This window comes from Bradyrhizobium sp. USDA 3364 (assembly GCF_054056355.1).
In genome coordinates, this window is sequence record NZ_JBSRYG010000002.1 from 471064 (window position 1) to 494499 (window position 23436).

The 23436-nt window shown below is 64.8% G+C and carries 20 protein-coding genes; 7 read left to right on the top strand and 13 right to left on the bottom strand.

The features are described from left to right. Positions 1–75 precede the first annotated feature (75 nt). The gene (locus ACVILL_RS02540) at positions 76–1410 is read right to left on the bottom strand and encodes a dihydroorotase (protein WP_456727698.1); all 1335 of its coding nucleotides are present in this window, start codon (positions 1408–1410) and stop codon (positions 76–78) included. 139 nt (positions 1411–1549) lie between these two features. Between ACVILL_RS02540 and ygfZ the strand changes: the two genes are divergently transcribed. From ygfZ to ACVILL_RS02565, 5 genes are all read left to right on the top strand, one after another. Further along, entirely contained in the window at positions 1550–2431 is an 882-nt protein-coding gene (gene ygfZ, locus ACVILL_RS02545; RefSeq protein WP_456727699.1) for a CAF17-like 4Fe-4S cluster assembly/insertion protein YgfZ, read from the top strand. Beyond that, a complete protein-coding gene (locus ACVILL_RS02550; RefSeq protein WP_456727700.1) occupies positions 2428–3054 on the top strand; it encodes a DNA-3-methyladenine glycosylase I in 627 nt (208 codons plus the stop codon). The genes ygfZ and ACVILL_RS02550 overlap by 4 nt, the downstream gene beginning before the upstream one ends. Beyond that, entirely contained in the window at positions 3051–3662 is a 612-nt protein-coding gene (locus tag ACVILL_RS02555) for a YfbR-like 5'-deoxynucleotidase (RefSeq protein ID WP_456727701.1), read from the top strand. Before ACVILL_RS02550 ends, ACVILL_RS02555 begins: the two co-directional genes overlap by 4 nt. Positions 3663–3786: 124 nt before the next feature. After that, positions 3787–4293 (top strand): tyrosine phosphatase family protein, encoded by a 507-nt coding sequence (locus ACVILL_RS02560; RefSeq protein WP_456727702.1) that lies wholly within the window; start codon positions 3787–3789, stop codon positions 4291–4293. A gap of 111 nt (positions 4294–4404) precedes the next feature. Continuing rightward, on the top strand, positions 4405–7116 hold the full coding sequence (locus tag ACVILL_RS02565) for a DUF2339 domain-containing protein (RefSeq protein ID WP_456727703.1): 2712 nt from the start codon (positions 4405–4407) through the stop codon (positions 7114–7116). A 117-nt stretch (positions 7117–7233) separates the two neighbouring features. Here the strand turns inward: ACVILL_RS02565 and ACVILL_RS02570 are convergent, their stop codons facing one another. The 7 genes from ACVILL_RS02570 to ACVILL_RS02600 form a co-directional block, all read right to left on the bottom strand. Further along, positions 7234–7470 (bottom strand): DUF6894 family protein, encoded by a 237-nt coding sequence (locus ACVILL_RS02570; RefSeq protein ID WP_456734151.1) that lies wholly within the window; start codon positions 7468–7470, stop codon positions 7234–7236. Positions 7471–7709: 239 nt separating this feature from the next. Beyond that, positions 7710–8288 carry a hypothetical protein gene (locus ACVILL_RS02575; RefSeq protein ID WP_456727704.1) on the bottom strand — a complete coding sequence of 193 codons (579 nt, stop codon included), beginning with the start codon at positions 8286–8288 and terminating at the stop codon, positions 7710–7712. Positions 8289–8473: 185 nt separating this feature from the next. Beyond that, positions 8474–9460 carry an acrylyl-CoA reductase (NADPH) gene (gene acuI / locus ACVILL_RS02580; RefSeq protein WP_456727705.1) on the bottom strand — a complete coding sequence of 329 codons (987 nt, stop codon included), beginning with the start codon at positions 9458–9460 and terminating at the stop codon, positions 8474–8476. 44 nt (positions 9461–9504) lie between these two features. Further along, on the bottom strand, positions 9505–10749 hold the full coding sequence (locus tag ACVILL_RS02585) for an MFS transporter (protein WP_456727706.1): 1245 nt from the start codon (positions 10747–10749) through the stop codon (positions 9505–9507). A gap of 259 nt (positions 10750–11008) precedes the next feature. Then, positions 11009–12487: a cell wall hydrolase gene (locus ACVILL_RS02590; RefSeq protein WP_456727707.1), complete on the bottom strand. Its 1479-nt coding sequence runs from the start codon at positions 12485–12487 to the stop codon at positions 11009–11011. Positions 12488–12895: 408 nt separating this feature from the next. Further along, complete coding sequence (gene ppdK, locus ACVILL_RS02595; protein ID WP_456727708.1) at positions 12896–15817, bottom strand: pyruvate, phosphate dikinase; 2922 nt, start codon at positions 15815–15817, stop codon at positions 12896–12898. Between the two features lie 91 nt (positions 15818–15908). After that, complete coding sequence (locus ACVILL_RS02600) at positions 15909–16064, bottom strand: DUF3096 domain-containing protein (protein WP_076865695.1); 156 nt, start codon at positions 16062–16064, stop codon at positions 15909–15911. A 233-nt stretch (positions 16065–16297) separates the two neighbouring features. Here ACVILL_RS02600 and ACVILL_RS02605 point away from each other — a divergent pair, with 233 nt between their 5' ends. After that, complete coding sequence (locus tag ACVILL_RS02605) at positions 16298–16657, top strand: DUF1236 domain-containing protein (protein ID WP_456727709.1); 360 nt, start codon at positions 16298–16300, stop codon at positions 16655–16657. Between the two features lie 134 nt (positions 16658–16791). On the opposite strand, the gene ACVILL_RS02610 is transcribed toward ACVILL_RS02605, so the two are convergent. Then, a complete protein-coding gene (locus tag ACVILL_RS02610; RefSeq protein WP_456727710.1) occupies positions 16792–17892 on the bottom strand; it encodes a hypothetical protein in 1101 nt (366 codons plus the stop codon). Positions 17893–18012: 120 nt separating this feature from the next. Then, positions 18013–18231, bottom strand: a complete 219-nt coding sequence (locus ACVILL_RS02615) for a hypothetical protein (RefSeq protein WP_456727711.1) — start codon at positions 18229–18231, stop codon at positions 18013–18015. A 156-nt stretch (positions 18232–18387) separates the two neighbouring features. On the opposite strand from ACVILL_RS02615, the gene ACVILL_RS02620 reads away from it, so the two are divergent. Beyond that, positions 18388–19704, top strand: a complete 1317-nt coding sequence (locus ACVILL_RS02620; protein WP_456727712.1) for an ISNCY family transposase — start codon at positions 18388–18390, stop codon at positions 19702–19704. 97 nt (positions 19705–19801) lie between these two features. On the opposite strand, the gene ACVILL_RS02625 is transcribed toward ACVILL_RS02620, so the two are convergent. The 3 genes from ACVILL_RS02625 to ACVILL_RS02635 are packed head-to-tail and all read right to left on the bottom strand — an operon-like array spanning position 19802 to position 23355. Beyond that, positions 19802–20161, bottom strand: a complete 360-nt coding sequence (locus ACVILL_RS02625) for a class I SAM-dependent methyltransferase (protein ID WP_456727713.1) — start codon at positions 20159–20161, stop codon at positions 19802–19804. A 3-nt stretch (positions 20162–20164) separates the two neighbouring features. Further along, on the bottom strand, positions 20165–22408 hold the full coding sequence (gene glyS, locus ACVILL_RS02630) for a glycine--tRNA ligase subunit beta (protein ID WP_456727714.1): 2244 nt from the start codon (positions 22406–22408) through the stop codon (positions 20165–20167). Continuing rightward, positions 22408–23355, bottom strand: coding sequence for a glycine--tRNA ligase subunit alpha (locus ACVILL_RS02635; protein ID WP_456727715.1), 948 nt, complete (start codon positions 23353–23355; stop codon positions 22408–22410). The genes glyS and ACVILL_RS02635 overlap by 1 nt, the downstream gene beginning before the upstream one ends. Positions 23356–23436: the final 81 nt, after the last annotated feature.

Here is a 23436-nt window from a genome sequence, read left to right on the forward strand (position 1 = left end):
AACGTTTTCGAGCGAAGCGGGCACCGGTTCGCGTGAAGAAAACGCATCAAACAAGAAACTAGCGCATGTGATGCGCTAGGCCTTCAGCGTCTCGAGGAAACGGACCGGCTCGCCGAGCGACGGCGTCGTCACCTCGCCCTGCCACATCACCCGCTTGCCGCGCACAAAGGTGCCGACCGGCCAGCCCTGTACCCGCACCCCGTCATAGGGCGTCCAGGCCGCGCGCGAGGCGATCCATTTGTTGGTGATGGTCTCGCTGCGCTTCAGATCGACAATGGTGAAGTCGGCGTCATAGCCCGCCGCGATGCGGCCCTTGCGGGCGATGTTGTAAAGGCGCGCCGGACCCGCGCTGGTGAGGTCGACGAACCGCGCGAGCGACAGCCGCCCGGCGTTGACGTGATCGAGCATCAACGGCACCAGCGTCTGCACGCCGGTCATCCCCGACGGCGAGGCCGGATAGGTTTTCTGCTTTTCTTCCAGCGTATGCGGCGCGTGGTCCGAGCCGAGCACGTCGATGATGCCCTGCTCGATGCCGTACCAGATTCCGGCGCGGTGATCGGCCGAGCGCACCGGCGGGTTCATCTGGGCCAGCGTGCCGAGCCGCTCATAGCATTCGGGCGCGGCCATGGTGAGGTGATGCGGCGTCGCCTCGCAGGAGGCGACGTCCTTGTGGTCGCGCAGATACAGGATCTCTTCTTTGGTCGAGATGTGCAGCACGTGGATGCGCTTGCCGGTCTCGCGCGCCAGATTGACCAGCCGCTCGGTCGCCATCAGCGCCGCGGTCTCGTCGCGCCACACCGGATGCGAGCGCGGATCGCCCTCGATCCGCAGCGGCTTGCGCTCGTTGAGGCGATATTCGTCCTCGGCGTGGAACGCCGCCCGTCGCTTGATCACCTGGAAGATCCGCCGCAGGCTCTCGTCGTCCTCGACGAGCAGCGCGCCGGTGGAGGAGCCGATGAATACCTTGACGCCGGCGCAGCCGGGCGCCCGCTCGAGCTCCGGCAGATCCTGCACGTTCTCGCGGGTGCCGCCGATGAAGAACGCGAAATCGCAATGCATGCGATGATGAGCGCGCTTGATCTTGTCGGTGAATGCTTCTTCGGTGACCGTCAGCGGGTTGGTGTTCGGCATCTCGAACACGGCGGTGACCCCGCCCATTACGGCGCTACGCGAGCCGGTCTCGAGATCTTCCTTCTGCGTCAGGCCGGGCTCGCGGAAATGCACCTGGGTGTCCATCACGCCGGGCAGGATGTGCAGGCCCTTGCAGTCGATCACCTCGCCGGCCGAGACCTGACCGAACGAGCCGATCGCGGCGATGCGGCCGCCCACGATACCGATATCGCGGACGCCCTCGCCGTCCTGATTGACCACGGTGCCGGATTTTAGAATGGTGTCAAAATGCTGATTCATCGGTCCTCGACGCCCGCTTTCCACAGTCGTACGGGCCTTGTTCGGCGCACTCTAGCGCCTTAGCTTGGCAGGGGATATGCGCGAGCGGCGCGTTTCCCAAGGAACTTGGAAGAACTTGGAAAAAGAGCCAATTTTGCGAATGAAAGCAGCGTTTCTTCCAGATCGGGGCGTGATCAAGGTCTCTGGCGAGGACGCCCGCAACTTCCTCAACGGCCTCATTACGACCGACGTCGAACAGTTGCAGCCGGGTCAGGCCCGGTTTGGCGCGCTGCTGACGCCGCAGGGCAAGATCATCGTCGATTTCCTGATCACCGAGGTGCCATCAGGCCATGGCGGCGGCTTCCTGATCGACGCACCGCGCGCGCTCGCCAAAGGGCTCGCCGACAAGCTCGGCTTCTACAAGCTGCGCGCCAAGGTCGTGGTCGAGAACCTCTCCGACAGCCTCGGCGTGCTGGCCGCCTGGGATGGCGAGCCGGCGGCGACGCCTGATCTTGCTTTCGCCGACCCGCGCAACGCAGCGCTCGGCTGGCGCATCCTGATCCCGGAAGATCTGAAGCAGAAGCTTGCTGATCTGATCGGCGCCAATCTCGTCGACTCCAGCGACTATGAGGCGCACCGGATCGCGACCGGCGTGCCGCGCGGCGGGCTCGACTTCATGTATGGCGACGCCTTCCCGCACGAGACCAACATGGACCGCCTCAACGGCGTCGATTTCGACAAGGGTTGCTATGTCGGTCAGGAGGTGGTGTCGCGCATGCAGCACCGCGGCACGGCGCGCACCCGCACGGTGAAGATCATTCTCGATGGTCCCTCGCCTGAGGCTGGCACAACGATCCTCGCCGGCGACAAGCAGGTCGGCACGATCGGCTCGACCGCAGGACAGAGCGGCCTGGCGCTGGTCCGCATCGACCGCGTCGCCGACGCGCTCGACGCCGGCCTCGCGCTGACCGCGGGCGGCCTGTCGCTTCACCTCGCCGATCCCACCGCTGTCCGCACCACCCCCAAACAGACCGTCGCATGAGCCGTACCGCGAAACTGCATCCCGACGGCAAGACGCGCTGCCCCTGGCCGGGCGAGGACGCGTTCTACGTCGCCTATCACGACAATGAATGGGGCGTGCCGGAATATGACGACCGCGCGCTCTATGAAAAGCTGATCCTCGACGGCTTCCAGGCCGGCCTGTCCTGGATCACGATCCTGCGCAAGCGCGAGAATTTCCGCAAAGCCTTCGACGATTTCCAGCCCGAGAAGATCGCGCGCTACACCGACAAGAAGGTGCACGCGCTGATGAACGATGCCGGCATCGTCCGCAACCGCGCCAAGATCGAGGGCGCGATTTTGAGCGCGAAAGGCTATCTCGAGATCATGGAGAAAGGCCCCGGCTTCTCGAAATTCCTGTGGGACTTCGTCGACGGCAAGCCGAAGGTCAATCAGTTCAAGACCACCGCGAGCGTGCCGGCTTCGACGCCGGTCTCGATCAAGGTCTCCAAGGAGCTCGGCGCGCGCGGCTTCAAGTTCGTCGGCCCGACCATCGTCTATGCCTTCATGCAGGCGACCGGCATGGTCAACGATCATCTCGTCACCTGCTTCTGCCACGAGGCCTGCAGCGGCAAGCTCCGCACGCCGCGGCTCAAGAAGAAATGACGGCGCGCAAATCGACCGAGACAACCCGCGCCTGGCAGCGCATGTTGTCGGGGCGCCGGCTGGACCTGCTCGACCCGTCGCCGCTCGATATCGAGATCGTCGACATCGCGCACGGGCTGGCGCGGGTCGCGCGCTGGAACGGCCAGACCTCAGGCGCGCACATCTTCTCGGTGGCCCAGCACACACTGCTGGTCGAAGCCGTGATGCGCCAGCAGATCCCGCGCGTCGACATCAGCCATCGCCTCGCTGCGCTGCTGCATGACGCACCGGAATATGTCATCGGCGACATGATCTCGCCGTTCAAGGCGGTGCTCGCGGGCGAGTACAAGGCGGTGGAAAAGCGGCTGCTGTCGGCGATCCATATCCGCTTCGGCCTGCCCGCGGTGCTGGCGGACGAGATCACCCAGCAGATCAAGGCCGCCGATCGCGGCGCCGCCTATCTCGAAGCCACGCATCTGGCGGGATTTTCGCAAGCCGAAGCCAAGCGGCTGTTCGGCCGCGATCCGGAATTGCCCGAAGCGACCGAGCGCGACTATCTGACGCCATGGACCGCAGCGCGGGCCGAAAAGCAGTTCCTCGAGCGCTTCAGCGCATTGCACGCGTCATAAGCGCGGCGCCGCCACACCTGCCGCGGTTGCGCCGCAAAACGAACAAAGGCCATGGCGCCGTGCGCCTTTGCCCCGTCCGGGAGCAGCCGCTATAATCGGACGCATCCGCCAGCCAAGGACCATCATGCTTCACGTCTGCTCGCTTGCCGCGCTCTCCGACACGGTTCGTGCCACCGGTGCCAGCCATGTGCTGACCGTGATGGCCAATGTCGACCAGGTGCAGCGGCCGCCCTCTGTGCTTCCGGCCAACCATCTCAAGGTCTCGATGGACGACATCGTCGAACAGATGGACGGGTTCGTTGCGCCGAACGAGACGCATATCGAGCGGGTGCTGAGCTTCGTGCGCGGCTGGGATCGCAGCGCGCCGTTGGTGGTGCATTGCTACGCCGGCATCAGCCGTTCGACCGCGAGCGCCTTCGCCACCGTCTGCGCGCTCAATCCACACCGTGACGAAATGTCCATCGCCCGGCTGATCCGCGAGGCCTCGCCGATCGCGGCACCGAACCGGCTGATCGTGAGCCTCGCCGACAAGGCGCTGGGGCGCGAGGGCCGGATGCTTCGCGCGCTCGATGCGATGGGTCCCGGCAGCATGAGCGTCGAAGGCCGGCCCTTCAGCATCGATCTGGAATAGCGCGAACGTGCCATGCACGATGGCTTGAACTTCCGGTCCTCTCAACTGCACTACTAGGTTGCGACGGGTCACTGGCTGGCCGATGCTCCGGCGCGTCCCGCCGGAGGCCCAATGTTCGATTCGCCGTTCGATTTCCTGACGCTGGTCATCGCCATTGTCGCGATCATCTTCGCGCGCAAGGCGCTGGGCCAGATCTCGCTGCTGCAGCGCCGGCTGGATGCGATCGAGGCCGCAGGCGTTGCCGCCGCCCAGACCGCCGTGCCGCCGCCGCTGGCCCCGCTCCAGGAGTTCGAGCAGACGCTGCCGACGGCGCCTCCGATCGCGCCGCCGCCGCTCCCGGAAGCCGTTGCGAGCGAGCCCGAAGCGCAGGCAGAACCGGCCGCGGACGCGCCGAGCGCTGCACCACCGCCCCTGCCCGAACCGCCGGCCCCGCCGCAGCCGGCGCCCGGCTTCGAGGAGACGCTCGGCACGCGCTGGGTGGTGTGGATCGGCGGCCTGACGCTCGCGCTCGGCGGCTTCTTCATGGTGCGCTATTCGATCGAGGCCGGGCTGCTCGGCCCCGGCGTACGCACGATGCTGGGCGGATTGTTTGCGCTGGCGCTGCTCGGCGCCGGTGAATGGACCCGGCGCAAGGAGAGCATCTCCAGCATCGCGTCGCTGCCGATCGCCAACATCCCGGCGATCCTCACCGCCGCCGGCACCGCGGTGGCCTTCGCCACCGTCTATGCCGCCTACGCGCTTTACGATTTCCTCGCTCCCGCGACCGCCTTCATCCTGCTCGGCATGGTCGCACTCGGCACGCTGGCGGCCGCATTGTTGCACGGGCCGGCGCTGGCAGGGCTCGGCATCGTCGGCGCCTTCGCCACGCCGATCCTGGTCTCTTCCGACAAGCCCGATTTCTGGTCACTCTACATCTACCTCGCCATCGTGACGGCGGCGGCGTTCGGCCTCGCGCGCATCCGGCTGTGGCGCTGGCTCGCGGTCACGACGATCGCATTCGCGCTGCTGTGGACCTTGCCCTGCCTGCAATGCGGGCCGGAGATGATCGCGCCGCACGTCTTCCACGTCATCGCAGGCTTCGTGCTGGCGGCGCTGCTCGTGGTTTGCGGCTTCATGTTTGGGCCCGACGGCGATGGTGAGGAGATCGAGCCGATCTCGTCCGGCTCGCTCGCGGCCTATCTGCTCGGCGCAATGCTGATCGTGCTCAACAGCGCGCACGCCGATGTCGCGATGATCGGCTTTGCGCTGCTGACGGCCGGCAGCCTCTTCGTCGCCTGGCGCGCGCCGGCTGCGACCCGCGCGATCGGCGCCGCGTCGATCTTCGTCTTCATCGTATTCGGCGAATGGGCTGTCCGCCGCAACGTCGACATGCTGGTGCTGCCGGGCGGCGCTATCCCCGGCATCGGTCCGTCGGCGACCGACGGCTCGGTGTCGCTGCATCTCGTCACCGCGGCGCTGTTCGCGGCCGCTTTCGGCATCTCCGGCCTTTTCGCGCAATTCCGTTTTGCCACCACGAAGGTCACGGTGACCTGGGCCGCGGCGGCCGTGTTCACGCCGGTCGCGCTGCTGGTCGCGCTCTATGCGCGGATTGCGCATCTCGACCGCTCGATCCCGTTCGCGATCCTCGCCGTGCTGCTGGCTGCGGCCTATGCGGCTGCGACCGAAGCGCTGACCCGGCGCGGCGAGCGGCCGGAATTGTCGCCCTCGATCGCGCTGTCGGCGACCGGCGCCCTCGCCTCGCTGGCGCTGGCGCTGACGTTTGCGCTCGACAAGGGTTGGCTCACCATTGCGCTCGCGCTGGTGTCGATGGGCACGGCGTGGCTGTCGGTGCGGCGGCCGATCCCGTTCCTGCGCTGGCTCGCCGCGATCCTCGCCGGCATCGTGGTGCTGCGCATCGGCTATGAGCCGCGGATCGCGGGCGACGCCGTCGGCACCACGCCGATCTTCAACTGGCTATTGTGGGGCTACGGCATTCCGGCGCTGTCATTCTGGGCCGGCAGTTATTTCCTGCGCCGCAACGGCGACGACGTCCCGCTGCGCGTGGTCGAGTCCGCCGCAATCCTGTTCACGGTGCTGCTCGCCTTCATGGAGATCCGCCATGCGGTCAATCGCGGCGACGTCTACTATGCCAGCGCCGGGCTGACCGAGGTCGCATTGCAGGTCGGCGTGACGCTGGCGATGGCGATCGGGCTGGAGCGGCTGCGCCTGCGCAGCGGCAGCATCGTGCACAATGTCGGCGCGATCCTGCTGACCGCCTTCGCCGGGCTTGCCAGCCTGTTCGGGCTGCTGGGGCTGGAGAACCCGATGCTGTGGTGGCAGGACGTCGGCGGCGGCTTCATCAATCTGCTACTGCTCGGCTACGCACTGCCGGCCGTGCTGGCGCTGCTGCTGTCCTATGCGGTGGCGGGGCATCGTCCCGCTGCCTACGGCAACACGATCGCAGCCGGTGCGCTGGTGCTTGCGCTGGCCTATGTCACGTTCGAAATCCGCAGGCTCTATCACGGACCGGTGCTGTCGCGCGGCGAGACGACGGGCGCGGAGCAATACACCTATTCGATCGCGTGGCTGATGTTCGGCGTTGCGCTGCTCGGCATCGGCATCGTCGTGAATTCGGAGCGGGCGCGGCTCGCATCCGCTGTCGTGATCGGGCTCACGATCCTGAAGGCATTCCTTGTCGACATGTCGACGCTCACGGGCGTCTACCGGGCGCTGTCGTTCATGTGCCTCGGCGTCGTGCTGGTCGCGATCGGCTGGCTGTATCAGCGGATCCTGTTTCGCAGGCGCGCCACTCCGCCTGCACCGCAGGCGGGAGCTAAAGCATGATCCGGAAAAGTGCGAAGCGGTTTTCCGAGAAGATCATGCTCAAACAAAGAGCCAAAGCGCGATGATGATTCAATCTGATCTCATCGCGCTTTGGGTCGCAGTGGCGGCGAACGGCTTCTATCGATCGACGGATTCAGCGACCAGGCGAATCCTGAACACCGGCTTTCTGCCCTCGTCGAGCAGCTCCATGTGCCACTCGCTGTTCTGTTTCATGTTGCGCGAAATGCTGCCGAGGAAATTACCGCAGACCTTGGTCATCTCGGCCCAGGCCACGTCGCGGCTCTCGAACTCGGTCGCGTGATCGGATGCACCCGCGTAATCGCCATCGCTGATGCGGAAAAAATATTGCGCCATATCACTACTCAAATCGGTGTCTCCACCATCCGGCGTCTCGGCGAAACGCTAGGCTATTGAGTAGCGATCAACGCGTGGAGACCGCCATCCGTATGACTACGGCTTGGTGCGTATTCCCGTTAGCGCGCAGATGAAACGTCAGAGCATGATCCGGAAAAGTGTGAAGCGGTTTTCCGAAAAGATCATGCTCAAACAAGGAGCTAAAGCGCGATGACGATTCGTCCCAATCTGATCGCGCTTTAGTCGGTGGAGCGGCGCAATTCCGGCGCGCTCTCGACCTTCGCGGGCTCGGCCTTGATCGGCTCGAGCTTCGAGCTTCCGACCTGCGGTGTCTCAACGCGCGAGACTTCGGTCTGCGAGGCATCGGCGGATCGGGTACGCGGGTGCAGCCTGTGCGGACGGGCCACCGCACGCGCCATCAGCATCTGCTGGCCGCCTTGGTGACGGAAATCGCAATAGGCGAAGCCCATGCCGGAGACCGAGCCGCGGAACGAGCGGTCGTCCTGCTTGTCGAGATTGAAGCACGGTTCGAACGGGATGCCCTTCAGCGAAGCGCAAACGCTCTGGCCGCGGATTTGCAGCGTGTTGCCGGGCAGGCGCACGTGGCGGATCGGACCGGAGCCGGAGAACTGGATCGAGCCCGTCGCGCCCAAATCGTCGAGGATGCGGCCGGCACCGCGGGTGCCATCGAAACAGGTGAACGCGAACACCTTGCCGGCGACGAACCTGCGGGCCTCGTCGGCGTTCATACTGCCCGCGAAAGCCGGGACGACCATTGCTCCGGCCGTAACGGCCCCCAACACCAAACGCGCAAGCATGAGCTACTCCACTTACGAGCGCGGGCACCCGCTCCCTCTTGAGCATGATCCCCGCACCAACGCTTCTCGACGTCTGCGCGAGGACACCCGGCCCCCCGGATCATGCTGCAAGTCTCTTTACCCGCTGCTTACCATATCAACCGTGGCAAGATTGGAGCAGGTTGGTTGGTAAAGTCTGAACGTCCTCAGACTATTTTTACCACGATCCGCCCGCGGACCTGACCGCCAAGGATTTTCGCGCCATAATTCATGACGTCATCCAAGGCGATTTCGTGAGTGATATCAGCCAGTTTGTCCTTATCCAGATCGCTGGCAAGGCGCCGCCAGGCGGTTCTGCGAAGCTCGATCGGGCACATCACTGAATCGATACCGAGAAGGCACACACCCCGCAAAATGAAGGGCGCGACCGACGACGGCAGGTCCATACCGGCCGCCAGACCGCAGGCCGCGATGGCGCCGCCGTACTTGGTCATCGAAAGCAGATTCGCGAGCGTGGTCGACCCGACGCTGTCGACGCCGCCGGCCCAGCGCTCCCTGGCAAGCGCCTTCGGGGCACCCGACAATTCGGCGCGGTCGATCACCTCGGTGGCGCCGAGACCCTTGAGGTAGTCGGCCTCCGACATCCGCCCGGTCGAGGCGATGACGTGGTAGCCGAGCTTCGACAGCACCGCGATCGCGACCGAGCCGACGCCGCCGGCGGCGCCCGTCACCACGACCGGGCCGCTCTTCGGGGTGAGACCGTGCTTCTCCAGCGCCAGCACCGACAGCATCGCGGTGTAACCGGCGGTGCCGACCGCCATTGCGTCGCGCGCCGAAATGCCGTCGGGCAGCCGCACCAGCCAGTCGCCCTTGACGCGGGCCTTCTCGGCATAGGCGCCGAGATGGGTTTCGCCCATGCCCCAGCCGTTACAGACGACCTTGTCGCCCGCCTTCCAGTCAGCATGGCTGGATTGCTCGACGGTGCCGGCGAAATCGATGCCGGCGATCATCGGGAACCGGCGCACCACCGGCGCCTTGCCGGTCAGCGCCAGGCCGTCCTTGTAGTTCAGCGTCGACCATTCGACGCGAACGGTGACGTCGCCATCCATCAGTTCGGCTTCGTCGAACTGGGTGAGCGCGGCGGTGGTACCCTTGTCCGCCTTGTCGATCCTGATTGCCTTGAACGTTGCCACGATGCGCACTCCCCGAAATCTTGGTTTCGGGGGTTTTTAACCCATCAGGCAGGCTGCGCAACCGGGCGCGCGACCGGCGCCTCGACGATCGGCAGGTTGATCAGCGCCGACAGCACGCCGAACAGCACCGACAGCCACCAGATCGGCGTATAGGAACCGAACTGCTCGAACACGATGCCACCGAGCCAGACCCCGAGGAAGCCGCCCACCTGATGGCTGACGAAGGCAAAGCCGTAGAGCGTGGCAAACCAGCGCGTGCCGAACATCAGCGCCACCAGCGCCGAGGTCGGCGGCACCGTGGAGAGCCAAGTCAGGCCAGAGATCGCGCCGAACGCAATCGCCGAGAAGGTGGTGATCGGAAACGAGATGAAGGCGATGATCGACAGCGCGCGGGTGAAATAGATCACCGACAGGATGTAGCGCTTCGGGAAGATGCTCTGCAGCCAGCCGACGCTGAGCGAGCCCACGATGTTGAACAGGCCGATCGCCGCGATCACCCAGCCGCCGGTCGATGCCGGAATGCCGCGATCGGCCAGATAGGCCGGCAGATGCACGGTGATGAAGGCGAGCTGGAAGCCGCAGGTAAAGAAGCCGAGCACCAGCAGCACGTAGGAGCGATGGCCGAACGCCTCGGCCAGTGCGGTCTTGAACGATTGCTGATCGGCGGGCGCGTCATCTTTCGTCTCCGCCGGCGGTGTCGCGAGCGCCAGCGACAGCGGCACGATCAGCAGCATCAGCGCGCCGAACACGAGAAGCGCGGTCTGCCAGCCGAAATTGTCGATCATCGCGACGCCGAACGGCGCGAACAGGAACTGGCCGAACGAGCCCGCGGCGGTGCCGGCGCCGAGCGCAAGGCCGCGCTGCGCAGGCGGCAACAGCTTGCTGAACGCCGACAGCACCAGATTGAACGAGGAGCCCGACAGGCCGAAACCGATCAGGACGCCGGCGCCGATGTCGAGCGACAGCGGCGTCGTCGAATAGCGCATCAGCAGCAGGCCGGCGGCGTAGAGCAGCGCGCCGACGACCATCACGCGCAACAGGCCGAAACGGTCGGCAATCGCGCCCGCGATCGGCTGGCCGAGCCCCCACAGCAGGTTCTGCAGCGCCAGCGCGAGGCCGAACACGTCGCGGCCCCAGGCGAATTCGTGGCTCATCGGCTGCACGAAGAAGCCGAGGCTGGAGCGCGGACCGAAACTCAGCAGCGCAATCGCGCAGCCGCAGACGATGATCACGAGCGGCGTGCGCCAGCTGCCCGATGCCGGTCGGAGATCCCCTGTCGTAACGGACATGTTGCCTTCCCCCGCAACTGCTGCGGGAGAACCGCCCCGCTGAACGTTACGGGGAGTTAATGCATGTGCATGAAAAGCCCAAGAGGGCCCGGAGAAAAATATTCGCCCGCAGGGCTGCCCTGCAGATTAAGCGACTGTCATTCCGGGGCGCGCGGAGCGCGAACCCGGAATCTCGAGGTTTTAGCGAATTGCCCATTTCATCGAGATTCCGGGTCTGGCCCTGCGGGCCATCCCGGAATGACGGTTCGGGTCGGCGATCCTATCGCTTGGCGCTGGCCTGCTCGGCCGAGCTCCGGGCCGCTTCGGCGAGCTGCGCCGAGATCTTGGCGGTCTCGGCCGGGTTGCCCCAGCTCGGCGCGTCGCTGCCGTCGCCCCAGGCGCGCGGGCGATAGAAGGTGTGGACGCCGAACTTGTACGTCTTCTTCATCTCGCTGACCCAGGACGGCCGCACCCAATAGGCGTGGTAGTGGGTCGAGCGATCGACTTCCGGCAGCCACAATTCACCATCGAGCATCGCCTTCGCGATCTTCTTGGCGCGATCCCACATGTCCGGCTCGCGGACCACATCAGGGATGTTGTCGCAGGCGAAGGTGAACTGGCAGGCGTAGTGACGGTGCTTGTTCTGATAGACCACGCCGCACACCGTCTCCGGATATTTGCCGGAGAAGGCGCGGTTCAGCACCACCTGGGCGACCGCGATCTGGCCGCGCACGGCTTCGCCGCGGGCTTCGAAATAGACCGCTTCGGCGAGGCACTTCTCCGACTTGGCGCGCGACTTCTCGTCGAACAGGCCGAGCCGCTCCGCCGGCGTCTTGGAGTGCTGGTCGTCGGCGTTGACCTCGCCCTTCGGCGCGATGCTCTCGCCCATCTCGCCGGCCTTCACCGGACCGTCCGCATCGACCGGCAGTGAGGCCATCACCTTCATGTCGGGATCGGGTTGTGCAGCCGGCGTCACGACGACCGGCGCCTCGCCGGGCTGCCAGCGCTCGAGATTTTCCGGCGTGCCGAGCGACGAGCCGAAGAACAGGCTCGCGGTCTTGAATGCGAACGGGTCGCGCTCGCGCGCCGCATCGGCGGGCGCGGCAGCAGGCTTGACGGGCGCCGGCGTCAGATCGTCGAGCGGATTGGCCTCGAGTGACATCGACACGTCGTATTGCTGCGGCGACGGCTTCGCATATTGCGGCAAGGGCGGCGCACGCAGCGCTTCCTGCAATTCGGGATCGAGCGGCGCGTTGTCGACCGGCCCGGTCGCGGTCTTCATGCCCTTGACAGACGAATTGGATGTCGCGGGATCTTCGTTCGCCGGAGTTGTGTTGGCGGGCTGCGCGGGATCGCCCTGGTCAGGCCGCCTGACGACGAGGCGATCGCCCTTCAGGGTACGATCGACTTTGGGAAAATCGGATGCCTGATAGCGCGGCGGCGGTGCTGTGATCGGATTGCGCGTCACCGCACCGGTGATGTCGACGTTCGAATTGTCCAGCCGCGCGAGCAGGATCTGCGGGTCCTGCGGCGCGGAGGTTCCGATCGGACGGCCGAAGCTGTAGGTCGCGACCTGGATGGAACCGACCGCGGACGCGAATACGCGCTTCTGCCAGCGCTCGGCGACGCCGGGCTGGCGGGCCAGCAGCGAAGCAATATCCTGATATCCGAGCTCGGTCGGCATCAGTGCGAAGATGCCAAGACCGAGACCGAAGAGCGCGAGCCGTGCGCCCTTCGGCTGGTTACGCGACACAAACATCGTACGCTCACGCAACGCTTACTGAGTGCAATCGAACGCGGTACTTCCGCGCAATTCGACCTTTCTCGTTGCTAACTTGTTTAGGTTGCCGCGGAGTTAATCGGCGTTGCCCGCGCGCTACACTCAAGCGATCGCAATGCGTTCGAGCGACAGATCGCGCGCCTTGGTAAATGCCCGGCGCACGAGAGTCGTAAACGCGGGGTCAACGGAGATGGTGAACGAGACGTTACTCGTCGCTCACCCGTCATTGCGAGGAGCGACAGCGACGAAGCAATCCATCTCCCGACAATTGGAGACATGGATTGCTTCGCTTCGCTCGCAATGACGATGGCTTTTGACAGCGCTCAAGATACGAAAATGGCCGGGAATTGGTCCCGGCCATTGCACTCTCTGAACCAGCACGATCGCTTACGCCTGGCTGGAAATCTCCGTGCCGAGCGCGGCCTGCGCCGCGGCGAGGCGCGCGATCGGCACGCGATAGGGCGAGCACGAGACGTAGTCGAGCCCGACCTCGTGGCAGAACGCGACCGATGCGGGATCGCCGCCATGCTCGCCGCAGATGCCGACCTTGAGGCTCGGCCGTGTCTTGCGGCCGCGGGTGACGCCGATCTTGACCAGTTCGCCGACGCCGTCGCGATCGACCGAGATGAACGGATCGATCTCGAGAATGCCCTTGGCGACATAAGTGCCGAGGAAGCTCGCGGCGTCGTCGCGGCTGATGCCGTAGGTGGTCTGCGTCAGGTCGTTGGTGCCGAAGGAGAAGAACTCCGCGGTCTCCGCCACCTCGCCCGCCATCAGGCAGGCGCGCGGCAGCTCGATCATGGTGCCGACCTGGTAGGTCAACTTGGCGCCGGTTTCCTTCATCACCGCGCTGGCGGTCGCGTCGATCCGGGCCTTGACCAGATCGAACTCGGCCTTGGTCGCGATCAGCGGCACCATCACCTCGAGACCGACCGGGTTGCCGGTGCGCTTGCCGGCCTCGACGGCGGCCTCGAAGATCGCGCGCGCCTGCATCTCGGCGATTTCAGGATAGGCGATCGCGAGACGGCAGCCCCGGAAGCCGAGCATCGGGTTGAACTCGGACAGTTCGCGGGCGCGGTCGGCGAGCTTGCGCGGATCGGTGTTCATGGCGCGCGCCACTTCCTCGATCTCGGCCTGGGTGTGCGGCAGGAACTCGTGCAGCGGCGGATCGAGCAAGCGGATCGTGACGGGCAGGCCCTTCATGATCTCGAACAGCTCGACAAAGTCGGCGCGCTGCATCGGCAGCAGCTTCGACAGCGCGGCGCGGCGCGACTGCTCGTCCTCGGAGAGGATCATCTCGCGCACGGTGCGGATGCGGGTCTCCTCGAAGAACATGTGCTCGGTGCGGCAGAGGCCGATGCCCTCGGCGCCGAACTTCACCGCGGTGCGCGCATCATCGGGCGTGTCGCCGTTGACGCGGACGCCGAGCTTGCGGACCTCGTCGGCCCAGCCCATCAGCGTGCCGAACTCGCCGGACAGTTCCGGCTCGATCATCGGCATGCGGCCGGCCAGCACCTGGCCGACCGAGCCGTCGATGGTGATGACGTCGCCGGTCTTGAAGGTCCGCGAACCGACGCTCATGGTGCCGCGGCCGTAGTCGACACGGATGGTGCCGCAGCCGGAGACGCAGGGCTTGCCCATGCCGCGCGCGACCACCGCCGCGTGCGAGGTCATGCCGCCGCGGGTGGTGAGGATGCCTTCCGCGGCGTGCATGCCGTGGATGTCTTCCGGGCTGGTCTCGATGCGGACCAGGATGACCTTGCGACCGTCGGCCTGCAGCTTGGCCGCTTCGTCCGACGAGAACACGATCTCGCCCGAGGCAGCACCAGGCGAGGCCGGCAGGCCGGTCGCGATCACGTCGCGCTTAGCGGCCGGATCGATGGTCGGGTGCAGCAATTGATCCAGCGACGCCGGATCGATCCGCGTCACCGCGTCCTTGCGCGAGATCAGACCTTCATTGGCGAGCTCGACCGCGATGCGCAGCGCCGCCTTCGCGGTGCGCTTGCCGCCGCGGGTCTGCAGCATCCACAGCTTGCCCTGCTCGACCGTGAACTCCATGTCCTGCATGTCGCGGTAGTGCTTCTCGAGCAGCGTGTAGATCCGCGTCAGCTCCTTGAAGGCAGCCGGCATCGCAGCTTCCATCGACAGCTTGTCGGAGCCGGATTCCTGGCGCGCTTCCTCGGTGATGTCCTGCGGCGTGCGGATGCCGGCGACGACGTCCTCGCCCTGCGCGTTGATCAGGAACTCGCCGTACAGCTTGCTCTCGCCGGTCGAGGGGTTGCGGGTGAATGCAACGCCGGTCGCCGACGTCTCACCCATGTTGCCGAACACCATCGCCTGCACGTTGACGGCGGTGCCCCAGGATTCCGGGATGTCGTGCAGCTTGCGATAGGTCACCGCGCGCGCGTTCATCCACGATGAGAACACCGCACCGATCGCGCCCCACAGCTGGTCGTGCGGATCCTGCGGGAAGTCGTGGCCGGTCTCCTTGGCGACCGCCTCCTTGTACTTGCCGACCAGTTCGACCCAATCGTCGCCGGTGAGGTCGGTGTCGAGCGAATAGCCCTGGCTATCCTTGAAGGTGTCGAGGATGTCCTCGAAGTGGTGATGCTCGAAGCCGAGCACCACGTCGGAATACATCGTGATGAAGCGGCGATAGCTGTCATAGGCGAAGCGGCGGTCGCCGGAGAGCTCGGCGAGCGCTTCGACGGTGCGGTCGTTGAGGCCGAGATTGAGCACGGTGTCCATCATGCCCGGCATCGAGGCGCGCGCGCCCGAGCGGACCGAGACCAGCAGCGGATTCTTGGCGTCGCCGAAGGTCTTGCCGGTCAGCTTGCCGACATAGTCGAGCGCCTTCTCAACCTGAGCTTTCAATTCCTTCGGATACGTCTTGTCGTGCTCGTAGAAATAGGTGCAGACCGAGGTCGGAATCGTGAAGCCGGGAGGCACAGGCAGGCCGAGATTGGCCATTTCCGCGAGGTTGGCGCCCTTGCCGCCGAGCAGATTGCGCAGGGTCGCCTGACCCTCGGCCTTGCCGTCACCGAACGTATAGACCCACTTGCCGGCCTTGATAGCCACCGGGGCCGCTTTCTTCGCAACGGCCTTCGCCGGCGCCTTGCCGGCGGGCTTTGCGGCCGGCTTCACCGACGATTTCGGGGCGGTTTTCGGCGCCGCCTTCGGGGCGCTCTTCTTCAGCGCCTTGCGCGCCGGAGCGGCCTTGCGGGCTGCGGCGGAGGGCTTTGATTTCGCTGCAGTTTTCTCGGCAGTTTTCACGACAGTTTTCTTGGACTTCGCGACGGCTTTGGCCATGTCAGACAACAATCCGAAAAGAGGGGTCGAAGATGCGCGCCTTACACCATTTTGAGGGGTTCCGCGCAAGCCGCGAAACCCCGCTTTCCAGTTACAGGTGCAGCCAGCGCAGCAGCCCCATTCCCACGAGCCCGACGAAGATCAGGTAGATCGCGACGATGTAGTTGAGCAGCCGCGGCATGATCAGGATCAGGACGCCTGCAACCAGAGCCACGATGGCAGGCAGATGCCCAGCGGTGATGGTCATTGAAGTTTTCTCCGGCAGTTTTTGGAGGTGCGAATCGAGCGGCAGTTTATCCGCTGAGGAGGTTCCCACATCAAGACGCCCGCACGGCCCGAGAGTTCCCGCAACTCATGAAAATTGCTCCAAATTGCCGCGTATATGACGGCGGTTTTTCCGGAACATCACCGCGGCCGATGCATTGGCCCGACGTGCGCATCGGCGAAGGCCGGCGCGCGCCATAAAGAATGGAGCGAGCCATGCGAAACAGATTTCTTACCGTTGCAGCGGTTGCTGCCGCGATCACGGTGCCCGCTGTTGCCGCACAGGCCCAGACCGTCGGCATCGTCCGCGGTGGTCCTCCGGTCGCAGTCGAGGAGGATGGAGGAATCGCGGCCGAACAGCGGCCGGCGTTCCGTGAGTACATCGTGCGCGAGCGCGTACCGGACTACACCATTCCGGATCGCGTCGTGGTCGGCACCGTGCTGCCGGATGCCGGCGTGACCTATTACGACGTGCCGCAACGGTTCGGCGCGACGCCCTATCGTTACACCGTCGTGAATGGTGAGACCGTCCTGGTCGAGCCGCGTTCGCGACGGATCGTTCAGGTGGTCGACTAGAGCATTTCCAGCGCGATAGCCTGAACGAACAGTCCGGGCGCCGCGCAAGCGGATGTGCGCGAAGATCGACCGGACCAGAAAGCCCCGCCTGGCCTCCCCTCCAGGCGGGGCTTTTCTGTTGTGCTCTGCGGCCCCTACGACTTCAGGATCGAGAGCAGCGTCGAGGTCGACTTGTAGCTCTTGATCGCGGCGTCCTGGAAATCCTGCGTCCAGTTGGTCGCCTGCCGCTCCTCCGCACTCATCGAGGAATACTGCTTGAGGATGCCGAGCGAGAACTGGCGCGGATCGCCGGCGGACTGGCTCTGCTTCAATGCGTCGAGCACCGCAAGGCGCGTCCGCGTGCTGAGCTCCTGCTTGGCCGCGAAGACCTCCTCGCCTGAAAATTTCTTGTCCTGGTTCAGCGAGATCGCCGACAGCGAGCGGTTGTCGAGCGAGGACAGGTCGGCGAGCTGCCCGGTCTTGCGCCTGGCATCATAGACCAGTTCCTTGCCGCTCTTCGCCGCCTCGCTCTTCTGCCGATCCAGGAAGGCGCGCACGTCGCTCGCCACGCTAGAGAAGTCGCGCGTATTACCGGTCGTGGGCGATGTGGTTCCCGCCAGCGCAGACGCGATCGGGTCTCCGGAAATCCCTGTCGGCACCGTGTTCGGATCCTGCTGCGTCGCCTGATAGCCCTTCAGCACCGCGGCGCGCTGGCTGGCCCAGGTCGCGGTCGCCTTCTCCTCGTCGCTGGCGCCATCGAGATAGTCGAGCGCCGCCTTGTAGCTGACGCTGTAGTCGCCGGTCAGGCGCGTGGTCGCAAGCGACGGTGCCAAGGCCGTGTCGAAGCGCTGCTTCAGTTCGGTGGCGGCAACCGCCTGCTCGTCCGGCGTGAACTTGCCGCCATTGTTGGTCGAGATCGCAAACAGCGACCGGCGATCAAGTGTCGAGAGATCAATCGTGGTCTTGCCGTCGACGATAGGCTTCGTCACGCCGGCGACCGTGTAGAGCCGGTCGAGCGTGACGCGCACGTCGCTGGTGACGGTCGCGAAATCCGGCAGCGGCGTTTTGGCGAGCTGCGCGCGGGCGGCGTCCGACAACGTGAGGTTGGTCGCAGCCGTAGACGTCGAGGACGCCGAGAGATCGCCGGCCGTGCCGTCGCCCGACAAGGTCGCCGCCAGCGACGGCGTCGCGGCGGCCCGTGCATAGGCCGAACCAAATTGGGCGTAGGGATTGGGCGTGGTGCCGATCGAGGTCATCGGGGAGGTCCCTGCATTGGCGCAAAGGGCGATTTCTTAAGAAATCGTTGACCCGGTGCGACCTTCGCAGGGCATGGTTAACAAATTGCAAATTGTGTCCAAATATTTCCGGCAGCCCGATCAGCCGCGTTTGCGCGCCACGATGCGGTGAATGACCTTGCCGGACGAGGCGCTGACGACCTCCGCGTCGAGCAGCAATTCGGCCGACGCCAATTCAGCCCGCACCTGCGCGGCATCGAAGGCCGCATAGAGCCGGCCGTGCGCATCGCGCGTATTGTCACCCGCCGTGACGCGCCAGCTCAGATAGAGCACGCCGCCCGGCTTCACGAGTTCGAACATGCGGCGCACCGACGGCGCGATCAACGCGGGATCGAGGTGCTGTCAGTAGCTCGTGATCTGTCGCCTGTTTGTAGCTCGTGAAGTGTCGTGTTTTCGGTGCCCCGGAACGAGGGGGGCACGATGGGCACGGCATCCATTCACGAGGGTGTACGACGGATGCGGTTTTCAGATTTGCTGGAACGGACGGAGGCGAGGGAACTGACGCAGGAGGCTGCTGCGGAGGTTCTCGGGATCAGTGTTCGGACCTTCCAACGCTGGGCGGAGCGTTATGAGGCGGAGGGCGATGAGGGGCTGGTCGACCGACGCATGGGACGGCGATCGCCGCGGCGGGCTCCAGAGGAAGAACTGGAGCGGATGCTGGGACTGTTCCGGGACAAGTACGCGGACTTCACGGTGAAGCACTTCCACGAGCAGCTGCAAAAGCGGCATGACTATATGCTGGGCTATACGGTGACGAAGCTCGCCCTGCAGGCGGCGGGCCTGGTACGGAAGGCGCCGAAGCGTTCGGCGCACCGCAAGAAGCGCCCACGCCGGCCGCTGCCGGGGATGCTGTTGCACCAGGACGGGTCGCGCCACGTCTGGATCGAGGATCTGCCGGCGATGGACCTGATCGTGACGATGGACGATGCGACCAGTGAGGTCTACTCGATGCTGCTGGTCGAGGAAGAAGGCACGACCTCGACGTTCCAGGCCTTGCGCGAAGTGATTGGCGAGCGTGGCTTGTTCTGTGCGCTCTACACCGATCGCGGCAGCCATTATTTCCTTACCCCAAAAGCTGGCGAGAAGGTCTCGAAGACGCAACAAACCCAGGTGGGACGGGCTTTATCGCATCTTGGGATCGAGCATATTGCGGCCTATTCGCCGCAGGCGCGCGGGCGCTCCGAGCGGCTGTTTGGTACGCTGCAGGACCGCCTGCCAAAGGAGCTGCGGCTCGCCGGGATCAGGACGGTCGAAGCCGCCAATGCGTGGTTGAAGGCGCATTACATCGCCGAGCACAACGCCGCATTTGCGATCAAGGCCGAACAGCAAGGCACCGCCTTCGTGGCCGACCGCCACGAGGCCTGGCGCGAGGCGCTGTGCGTGATCGAGGAGCGAACCGTCGCCAACGACAATACCGTTGCATGGAACGGTCGGCGGCTGCAGCTGCCGCAGAGCCGGCTCAGGCCTCACTTCGTCAGGGCCTTGGTGCGAGTGCATGAGTATCCCGATGGCACCCTCAGCGTGTTCTTTGGCCCGCATCGATTGGCAAGGTTTGCGCCTGACGGACAGCAGCTCAGCCCCGACGCGCCTCAGCCTGGCAGCGTGCTCGGAGCCGTCAAGGACAAGCCCTGGCGGGCGCGCAAGCGCGCGTCCTTGACCGCTCCTGCGCGCGCCGCCGTCGAGAAAGCGCGGGTCGGGACGGAGAAACGGGCTTCAAATCGAACAAAGAAACCGACCCGCAGGGCTGACCAGACCCCTCTATCCATGGCATGACAAACTCGGCGCACCCGTCCACGCCTTCCGGGGGCGCCTAAAACTCCAAAACGAAGGCGACAGATCACGAGCTACAAAAACACGACATCTTCACCCGCTACGGACACGCGGGATCGAGGTGCATGATCACGGTCTCGCACAGCACATTGTCGAAGCTGTTGGCCGCGATCCCTGAGAGTTCCGGCAGCTCGGCGCGCGCAAAGCGCAGCGCCGGATAGCGGGCGCGGGCTTCCGCGAGCAGGCCCTCGGAGGCGTCATAGCCTTCGGCCGGAAAGCCATTGGCATTGAGCCACGCTACCTCGCGGCCACTGCCGCAGCCGATATCGGCGGTTGCGCCACCCTTGATGAAGAATTGCCCGACGATCTCCTGCAGATCGGTTGGCGCCGGCTGCTCGTGCCAGTCCTGCGCAAACGCCGCCGCCTCCTTGTCGTAAGCGGCGAGCGTTGCGCGGTCCATCGGTCAGCCTTCGATCCTGGAGAAATCCGCCACTGCACGCGTCGCGGCGCGGATCTCGTTGAGCAGCTTCAGGCGGTTTTCGCGCACCTTCGGGTCGTCGTCGTTGACCTTGACCTTGTCGAAGAACGCGTCGACCGCCGGACGCAGCCTCGCCAAATGTGTCATTAGACCTTCAAAGTCTTCAGCCTGGATGGCACGGACAGTGCTTTGCTTGGCTCTAGCGATTTCAAATGCGAGCGTAGCCTCCTCCTCCAGCCTATAAAGCGCGCGGTCGGGAGCGCCGTCGAATTTCCGTTGGTCCTTCTTTTCTTCAATGGCAAGAATATTGTTCGCGCGCTTGGTACCTGCGAGCAGGTTTCTACCGTCGTCGGTCTCAAGGAATTTGCTCAGCGCCGCGATACGATGGACGACAAGAAACAAATCATCTTGGTCCCCAAGTGCGAATACCGCATCAACGAGATCGTGACGCGCACCCTGCTCGCGGAGTTGGCCCTTCAGGCGTTCCGCGAAGAAAGTGAGGAGCCTACTAGATCGATTTTCCAGAATCTTACGGAAGTCGATTTGGCATTCGGCGATCTTCGCGGAAATCTTTTCATCCGTTATGGGTCGATCAATTGCCTTGTGCGCGCGGATCATCTCAAAGTTCTGATACATCATAACGATCTCAACTGCGTTGCCCGCAGGAGTAATCGCAGTCTCATACCTAACCGTCTTCCCGAGATGATCAAGAAATACTGACTCAAGCTTCAGCCGTATACCTGACTCGATTATGCGAATAATGCCTAGCGCAGCTCGCCGTAGCGCGAACGGATCTTTCGAACTGGACGGTTCTTCAAGGATTGCCCAAAAGCTGACTAGCGTATCGAGCTTGTCCGCCAGCGCGACCGCGACGCTCACCGGATCGGTCGGCACGCGATCGGTCGGCCCCTGCGGCTTCCAGTGCTCTTCGCTCGCCGCGGCGACGGACGCATCCTCGCCCTGCGCCAGCGCGTAATACTTGCCCATCAGGCCCTGCAACTCGGGGAATTCGCCGACGACCTCGGTCAGCAAATCCGCCTTGGCAAGGCGCGCGGCGCGCTTGGTCCTTTCGACGTCGGCGCCGACCAGCGGCGCGATCTCGGCGGCGAGACGCTCGATCCGCTTGATCCGCGCGGCCTGGGTGCCGAGCTTCTCGTGGAACACGATCTGCTCGAACTTCGGCAGCCGGTCCTCGAGCTTGGTCTTCAGATCAGTCTCGTAGAAGAATTTCGCATCGCTCAGCCGCGGCCGGATCACGCGCTCGTTGCCGGCGACGATGGTCTTGCCGCCATCGGGCGCTTCGATGTTGGCTGTGAGCACGAACTTGTTGGTCAGCTTGCCCGTCTTGGGATCCCTGACCACGAAGCACTTCTGGTTGTTGCGGATGGTGGCGCGGATCACCTCATCCGGGATCGACAAGAATTCCTTCTCGAACGATCCCATCATCACCACAGGCCATTCGACGAGGCCGGAGACCTCGTCGACCAGCACCTGGTCCTCGACCAGTTCGAGGCCCTGCGCGAACGCCAGCTCCTTGGCGTCCTCGAGGATGATGTCCTTGCGCGCCTGCGGGTCGAGGATGACCTTGGCCGCTTTCAGCTTGGCTTCGTAATCCTCGAAGCGGCGAACGGAGATCGCGCCCGGTGCCATGAAGCGATGGCCGTAGGTGGTCTGCCCGGCCTCGATGCCGTCGACCGAGAACTTGACGATATCAGGCTCCTCGGTCTCCAGACCGAAGGTCGCGGTGATGGCGTGCAGCGGGCGCACCCAGGTCAGCGAGCCCGACTTGGCCGAGCGCGCGCCCCAGCGCATCGACTTCGGCCAGGGGAAGGTGCGGATGATGACCGGCAGGATTTCGGCGATGACGTCGATCGCAGCGCTGCCCGGCTTTTCGATCAGCGCGATGTAGAAGTCGCCCTTCGCATCTTTCTGGATCTTTGCTTCATCCAGCGACTTGAGACCGGTCGCTTTCAGAAAGCCCTGCACCGCCGCGTCAGGGGCGCCGATCTTCGGGCCGCGACGTTCGGTCTTCAGGTCCGGCTGGCGTGCGGGAATGCCGTGCACGGTGAGCGCAAGGCGGCGCGGGGTCGCGAACGCTTTGGCGCCCTCATAGACCAGGCCTTCGGCGACGAGCTTGTCGGTCACCAAGCGGCGCAGATCGTCCGCCGCCTTCGCCTGCATGCGCGCGGGAATTTCTTCGGAGAACAGTTCGAGGAGAAGATCGGGCATCAGACCGCCCTGCCCGTTTCAGTGTGGATCCATGCCTCGCCGCAGGCCTTCGCCAGGTCGCGCACGCGCCCGATATAGCTCTGCCGCTCCGTCACCGAGATGACGCCGCGGGCGTCGAGCAGGTTGAACACGTGGCTCGCCTTGATGCACTGGTCGTAGGCCGGCAAGGCCATCAGATGTTCCTTTTGATTGCCCCCCGGGCTCCTAGATTCTTGCCAGCCGGCGGCGAGATATTTGCGGCAGGCGTCCTCGGCCATCCTGAACTGCTCGAACAGCATCGCGGTGTCGGCATGCTCGAAATTGTGCCGCGAATATTCCTGCTCGGCCTGCAGGAAGACGTCGCCATAGGTGACCTTCTCGGCGCCCTCGCGGCCGTTGAAGTTGAGGTCGTAGACCCGGTCGACGCCCTGCACATACATCGCGAGGCGCTCCAGGCCGTAGGTGAGCTCGCCTGCAACCGGCGCGCATTCGACGCCGGCGACCTGCTGGAAGTAGGTGAACTGGCTGACCTCCATGCCGTCGCACCAGCATTCCCATCCCAAGCCCCAGGCGCCGAGCGTCGGGCTCTCCCAATCGTCCTCGACGAAGCGGATGTCGTGGATGGCCGAATCGATGCCGATCGCGGCCAGCGACTTCAGGTACAGCTCCTGAAGATTCGGCGGCGACGGCTTCATGATCACCTGGAACTGGTAGTAGTGCTGCAGCCGGTTGGGGTTTTCGCCGTAGCGGCCGTCCTTGGGCCGCCGCGAGGGCTGCACATAGGCCGCGTTCCACGGCTTCGGCCCCAGCGCGCGCAGCGTGGTGGCGGGATGGAAAGTGCCGGCGCCCATTTCCATGTCGTAGGGTTGCAGGATGACGCAACCCTGCTCGGCCCAGAACCGCTGGAGAGCCAGGATGAAGCCCTGGAACGAACGTTCCGGGCGCATGTGGTCAGGCAGGGCGTCCATCGTCAGTACAGGTCTCGCGAGGGGGTTTGAAGCGCGCGGGACCGTATCGGCGGCAGCCAATGGAATCAAGGCGATGGGGGA

Coding starts and splice junctions, on each gene's coding strand:
- ACVILL_RS02575 (WP_456727704.1), bottom strand. CDS start 8,288: ATGCTTGCGCGTTTGGTGTTGGGGGCCGTTACGGCCGGAGCAATGGTC.
- ACVILL_RS02585 (WP_456727706.1), bottom strand. CDS start 10,749: ATGTCCGTTACGACAGGGGATCTCCGACCGGCATCGGGCAGCTGGCGC.
- ygfZ (WP_456727699.1), top strand. CDS start 1,550: ATGAAAGCAGCGTTTCTTCCAGATCGGGGCGTGATCAAGGTCTCTGGC.
- ACVILL_RS02620 (WP_456727712.1), top strand. CDS start 18,388: ATGCGGTTTTCAGATTTGCTGGAACGGACGGAGGCGAGGGAACTGACG.
- ACVILL_RS02570 (WP_456734151.1), bottom strand. CDS start 7,470: ATGGCGCAATATTTTTTCCGCATCAGCGATGGCGATTACGCGGGTGCA.
- ACVILL_RS02560 (WP_456727702.1), top strand. CDS start 3,787: ATGCTTCACGTCTGCTCGCTTGCCGCGCTCTCCGACACGGTTCGTGCC.
- ACVILL_RS02615 (WP_456727711.1), bottom strand. CDS start 18,231: ATGTTCGAACTCGTGAAGCCGGGCGGCGTGCTCTATCTGAGCTGGCGC.
- ACVILL_RS02600 (WP_076865695.1), bottom strand. CDS start 16,064: ATGACCATCACCGCTGGGCATCTGCCTGCCATCGTGGCTCTGGTTGCA.
- ACVILL_RS02635 (WP_456727715.1), bottom strand. CDS start 23,355: ATGGACGCCCTGCCTGACCACATGCGCCCGGAACGTTCGTTCCAGGGC.
- ACVILL_RS02625 (WP_456727713.1), bottom strand. CDS start 20,161: ATGGACCGCGCAACGCTCGCCGCTTACGACAAGGAGGCGGCGGCGTTT.
- ACVILL_RS02565 (WP_456727703.1), top strand. CDS start 4,405: ATGTTCGATTCGCCGTTCGATTTCCTGACGCTGGTCATCGCCATTGTC.
- ACVILL_RS02540 (WP_456727698.1), bottom strand. CDS start 1,410: ATGAATCAGCATTTTGACACCATTCTAAAATCCGGCACCGTGGTCAAT.
- ACVILL_RS02550 (WP_456727700.1), top strand. CDS start 2,428: ATGAGCCGTACCGCGAAACTGCATCCCGACGGCAAGACGCGCTGCCCC.
- ppdK (WP_456727708.1), bottom strand. CDS start 15,817: ATGGCCAAAGCCGTCGCGAAGTCCAAGAAAACTGTCGTGAAAACTGCC.
- ACVILL_RS02610 (WP_456727710.1), bottom strand. CDS start 17,892: ATGACCTCGATCGGCACCACGCCCAATCCCTACGCCCAATTTGGTTCG.
- ACVILL_RS02605 (WP_456727709.1), top strand. CDS start 16,298: ATGCGAAACAGATTTCTTACCGTTGCAGCGGTTGCTGCCGCGATCACG.
- ACVILL_RS02590 (WP_456727707.1), bottom strand. CDS start 12,487: ATGTTTGTGTCGCGTAACCAGCCGAAGGGCGCACGGCTCGCGCTCTTC.
- ACVILL_RS02555 (WP_456727701.1), top strand. CDS start 3,051: ATGACGGCGCGCAAATCGACCGAGACAACCCGCGCCTGGCAGCGCATG.
- glyS (WP_456727714.1), bottom strand. CDS start 22,408: ATGCCCGATCTTCTCCTCGAACTGTTCTCCGAAGAAATTCCCGCGCGC.